Origin of the sequence: Gluconobacter albidus, from assembly GCF_002723915.1 — a bacterium.
GTDB classification, from domain to species: domain Bacteria; phylum Pseudomonadota; class Alphaproteobacteria; order Acetobacterales; family Acetobacteraceae; genus Gluconobacter; species Gluconobacter albidus.
In genome coordinates this window covers 1-4,005 of sequence record NZ_BEWL01000034.1, presented here as the reverse complement: position 1 = coordinate 4,005, position 4,005 = coordinate 1, and the positions used below count along the sequence as shown (strand labels likewise).

Genomic DNA, 4,005 nt, shown 5'->3' with positions numbered 1-4,005 from the left:
CGTCATCTCATACGCAGCTCCCCCAAATCCTCCGGCAATCTCGAAGGCTGCCGTCACTCCGGCAGCGTCGAGCAACTGGAAGTCTGGATAGAGAAGAATACCGATCTGTCTGGTCATGGCTTGAAATGAGGGATCGTTGTCCTTTCGTCAAATGCTCTTTTGGAAAACACTGACAGGTCTCGGATCAACTCGTGATCCGTCCCCGAACCAGAGGCGGAATTCCCTATGTCCCGACCCCCATTGCCTCCCTTCAATGCTGAAACTGCTGCTCAGAAAGTCCGCCTCGCGGAAGATGCCTGGAATGGCCAGGATCCTGAAAAGGTGGCGCAGGCCTATACGACCGATAGCCAGTGGCGCAATCGCCTGGAATTCATCCACGGACGAGAGGACATCGTGGCGTTCCTGACGCGCAAATGGGAGCGCGAGCAGGAATACCGCCTTATCAAGGAACTCTGGGCTTTTCAGGATAACCGGATCGCGGTCCGCTTTGCTTATGAGTGGCAGGATCAGGCCGGACAGTGGTTCAGGTCCCATGGGAACGAGAACTGGGAGTTCGATGAAAACGGGTTGATGCGTTACCGCGCAGCGTCAATCAACGACCAACCCATTTCGGCGACCGACCGCCTGTTCCGGTGGCCTGAGGGACGGCGTCCGGACAGTCACCCCGGTCTTTCGACACTGGGATTGTAACTGTCCGGACGCGCTTCCTTAAGGCGTTGACTGGAACGCCTTGCGGCCTTCTGCGTCCAGCGCCGCGAAGTCTTCATCGGACAGTGTGATGTCGGCAGCCGCGACATTCTGTTCCAGATGGGCGACCTTGGACGTGCCGGGGATCGGAAGCATCGCCTTGCTGCGCATCAGGACCCAGGCAAGAGCAATCTGGCTTGGGTGCGAGCCGTATTTCTTCGCCATCGTGTCCAATATGGATCCCGGCCTGGCGAGGTCGCCGGCGGCGAGAGGGAACCACGGGATGAACCCGATGTTCTGCTGCGTGCAGTAGTCGAGTACGTCCTCGCTGGTGCGATCGACGAGATTGTAGCGGTTCTGGACGGTCGCGACCTCGAAGAATTTCGATGCTGTTTTGATGTTGTCGACAGAGACCTCGCTCAGTCCTGCATGACGGATCAGTTTCTGATCAATGAAGGAGCGGATCGCGTCGAACTGTTCGTCTGCCGGGACTCTGGGATCGATCCGATGGAGTTGCCACAGATCAATCTGCTCGACGCCGAGGTTGCGCAGGCTTTTGTGCACCTGCTGCAATAGATATTCTGGCCGTCCGACCGGTTTCCAGATGTCGGGGCCGGAGCGGGTGAGGCCGCCTTTCGTCGCGATGACCAAGTCTTTGGGATAGGGATGCAGAGCTTCCCTGATCAGCCATTCGGAGACGTCCGGACCATAGGAATCCGCCGTGTCGATGAAATTGACGCCGAGTTCTGGGAGGCGCTTCAGTGTGCGGATGGCCTCGTCGTGATCGGCGGGCGGTCCCCATATACCTTGGCCAGTAATGCGCATCGCACCGAAACCAAGCCGGTTGATGCCGAGATCGCCACCAATCCTGAATGTGCCTGATCGGGAAGCGTTAGAGGGGGACTGGATCATGGGTTTAGGTTCCTTCATGACAATGTCGTCTCTGAGGCCAGTATCTCGGCCAGTCTGTCGAAAGCTGGCTGGTAGATCTGTGTCGGCATCCGGGCCTCCATACTGGCGGCATGTTCGGCTGGGGCCTCGAACTGCCCCCGCCATTGGATGAACGTGTGGTCGCTCTTCGTTATGGGAAGAAGGCTGATGGTAGAGCGATAGTTCCGGACCGGCAGGGCTGATTCAACGATCGAGAACGTGACCGCGTGATCCACGTCGGAGAGTGCCAGAAGCTGTTCGCGGATGAGTCCGACATCCCCCATCTCAACCAGGCGGATTGCGCCGACGCGGTCACCGGACTCATTGCCTTCGATCACGCAGCTTCTGACGCCCGGCAACCAGCGTCCAAGGGCGCCGAAATTACGGACCAGCCGCCAGACAGAGGGAAGGGATGCAGGAATGATACTGCTGGCCATAACGTGGATCATGAGGCTGGCTTCGCTTGGAATTGTGTGGCCCTCATAGCGACTGCCCTCCCGTCACCTCGATGCGTTGGCCATTCACCCAGCGCATGTCGTCCGACAGAAGGGCACGGACCGCAGCTCCGATATCGTCGGGCTGTCCGACACGCCCGAGGGGTGTGATGTCTGCAAGGCTTTTATTGATCGTGGCATCGTCACGGACCAGACCACCGCCGAAATCCGAGGCGATCGCGCCGGGGGCGACGGCATTGACGGTAATGCCCCGCTCTCCCAGTTCTTTCGCCATGTAGAGCGAGATGACTTCGGTAGCGGCTTTCATGGCTGAATAAGGTCCATGATCCGTCAGGTAAAAGCGGGTCGCGGCAGAGGTGATGTTGAGAATGCGACCGCCGACCCGGATCAGGGGCAGGAGGGCCACCGTCAGCAGATAGGGGCCTTTGAAATGGATGTTGTACTGGTTGTCGAGCTGTTCGGATGTCGCAGCATCGAAGCGGGTGTGAATGATATTGCCCGCATTCTGGACCACATAATTCAGCCTCTGTTGGCCGAATTCGCGTTCGAGAATTGCTCTGACCTGCCCGGAAAAATTCGCGAACGATTCATGGTCCACGATATCCAGCTTCAACATGCGCAGTTTTGCATTTTCGCCGACGAGGGCTGCTTCGGCAGCGTTCGCCTCGTCTTCGTTGGAGTGATAGGTCCCGATCACGTTGATGCCCGAGGCAATCAGATGTTTCGCGATACTGTATCCGATGCCGCGATTGGCACCCGTGACGAATGCGATGTCCTGTTTGCTCATAACCGGATTCCTTGGCCGAGACACGGCGATTTGTTCCGGAATTTAATTCCGTACTGGATGGTCCATAATATGTGCGCAAAACAGGGTCAAGGAATTATGAAGTGGTCGATATAGAATTAACGGCTTAAGGCTTGGCCTGTTGCAGGCTCATCAGTGTCTGGCAGACCGTTTCACGGCGTAGTGAGCAGCGCGTTGGCATCCCATAAGGTCAGAAGCGAGGTGATGGCGGCATCCAGATGTGTTGACGTCATCCCGTCCCGCGCTTCGCATGTCATGCCATGGAAAAATGTCGCGAAAATATCGGGTAGGGCCGCTGTTGTTGCACAATCGCGCAGTTCGCCGCGGGCAAGCGCGCGTTCCACACAGACCCGGATTCCGGTCCGCGTTCGCTGGCGCTCTGCAGCGAGAAGGGCCTGAACGGCTTCGTTTTCGGGCGAACAGTTACTGGCGCCCGATACGACCAGACAGCCACAGGGATGCGTCCGGGAAGCCTGCATGCGCGCCGAACCGCGCAAAGCCCGTTCAATCGCATCCCGCGGTATCAGGTTTTCGTCCCATAAGGGCGCCATCACCTGCCCGTAGGTCGCCAGATAATGCTGCACCACTTCGCGAAACAGGGCTTCCTTCGAGCCGAACGCGGCATAGAAACTTGCAGGCGAAATATGGCCCATGCAGGATTTGAGCTGTGTCAGGGAGGTCGGTTCGTAGCCCTGCGCCCAGAAAAGCGTCATGGCGGCATCGAGTGCTTTGTCCCTGTCAAACTCCCGGGGACGCCCTGTTCGCGCCATGGTGCTGCTCCTTTTGAAAGACTTTCATATTAAGTGATCCAGAAGTGATTGCCAAGGTTTTGAGGTCCTCATATATATACCGATCGTTCCATATATGAGAGCCGTATGACCCCCAATACGACATCACCCGCGAAGAGCACTGAGGACAGGTTGCCTGTAGCCGGTCTGCTCGCACTGGCCATGACCGGTTTCATCTGCATCATGACCGAAACGCTGCCCGCCGGTCTGCTGCCTCAGATCGGGGTGAGCCTGCACATTTCCCCGGCATTGGCAGGACAGATGGTGACATCTTATGCTCTGGGCTCCCTGAGTGCCGCGATCCCACTGACACTCGCCACACAGCGCTGGCGGCGGAGGC

The 4,005-nt window shown here is 57.8% G+C and carries 5 protein-coding genes and 1 pseudogene; 2 read left to right on the top strand and 4 right to left on the bottom strand.

Annotated features, from left to right (window positions below; translation table 11 throughout):
- Window positions 1–225: 225 nt before the first annotated feature.
- Window positions 226–690, top strand: coding sequence for a nuclear transport factor 2 family protein (locus GAL01_RS15255; protein ID WP_062027053.1), 465 nt, complete (start codon window positions 226–228; stop codon window positions 688–690).
- Between the two features lie 18 nt (window positions 691–708).
- On the opposite strand, the gene GAL01_RS15250 is transcribed toward GAL01_RS15255, so the two are convergent.
- The 4 genes from GAL01_RS15250 to GAL01_RS15235 all read right to left on the bottom strand — a co-directional run bounded on the left by GAL01_RS15250 (window position 709) and on the right by GAL01_RS15235 (window position 3,647).
- Window positions 709–1,599, bottom strand: a complete 891-nt coding sequence (locus GAL01_RS15250; RefSeq protein WP_062027051.1) for an aldo/keto reductase — start codon at window positions 1,597–1,599, stop codon at window positions 709–711.
- Between the two features lie 14 nt (window positions 1,600–1,613).
- Window positions 1,614–2,066 carry an SRPBCC family protein gene (locus GAL01_RS15245; RefSeq protein ID WP_062027049.1) on the bottom strand — a complete coding sequence of 151 codons (453 nt, stop codon included), beginning with the start codon at window positions 2,064–2,066 and terminating at the stop codon, window positions 1,614–1,616.
- Window positions 2,067–2,097: 31 nt separating this feature from the next.
- Window positions 2,098–2,859 carry an SDR family NAD(P)-dependent oxidoreductase gene (locus GAL01_RS15240; RefSeq protein ID WP_062027047.1) on the bottom strand — a complete coding sequence of 254 codons (762 nt, stop codon included), beginning with the start codon at window positions 2,857–2,859 and terminating at the stop codon, window positions 2,098–2,100.
- A 170-nt stretch (window positions 2,860–3,029) separates the two neighbouring features.
- A complete protein-coding gene (locus tag GAL01_RS15235) occupies window positions 3,030–3,647 on the bottom strand; it encodes a TetR/AcrR family transcriptional regulator (RefSeq protein WP_062027044.1) in 618 nt (205 codons plus the stop codon).
- 105 nt (window positions 3,648–3,752) lie between these two features.
- Here GAL01_RS15235 and GAL01_RS15230 point away from each other — a divergent pair.
- A pseudogene (locus GAL01_RS15230) lies at window positions 3,753–4,005 on the top strand (MFS transporter); the annotation flags it as partial.

What these genes read in the sequence shown, in the direction of transcription:
- GAL01_RS15255 (WP_062027053.1), top strand. Translation starts at nt 226, where the DNA reads ATGTCCCGACCCCCATTGCCTCCCTTCAATGCTGAAACTGCTGCTCAG.
- GAL01_RS15245 (WP_062027049.1), bottom strand. Translation starts at nt 2,066, where the DNA reads ATGATCCACGTTATGGCCAGCAGTATCATTCCTGCATCCCTTCCCTCT.
- GAL01_RS15250 (WP_062027051.1), bottom strand. Translation starts at nt 1,599, where the DNA reads ATGATCCAGTCCCCCTCTAACGCTTCCCGATCAGGCACATTCAGGATT.
- GAL01_RS15240 (WP_062027047.1), bottom strand. Translation starts at nt 2,859, where the DNA reads ATGAGCAAACAGGACATCGCATTCGTCACGGGTGCCAATCGCGGCATC.
- GAL01_RS15235 (WP_062027044.1), bottom strand. Translation starts at nt 3,647, where the DNA reads ATGGCGCGAACAGGGCGTCCCCGGGAGTTTGACAGGGACAAAGCACTC.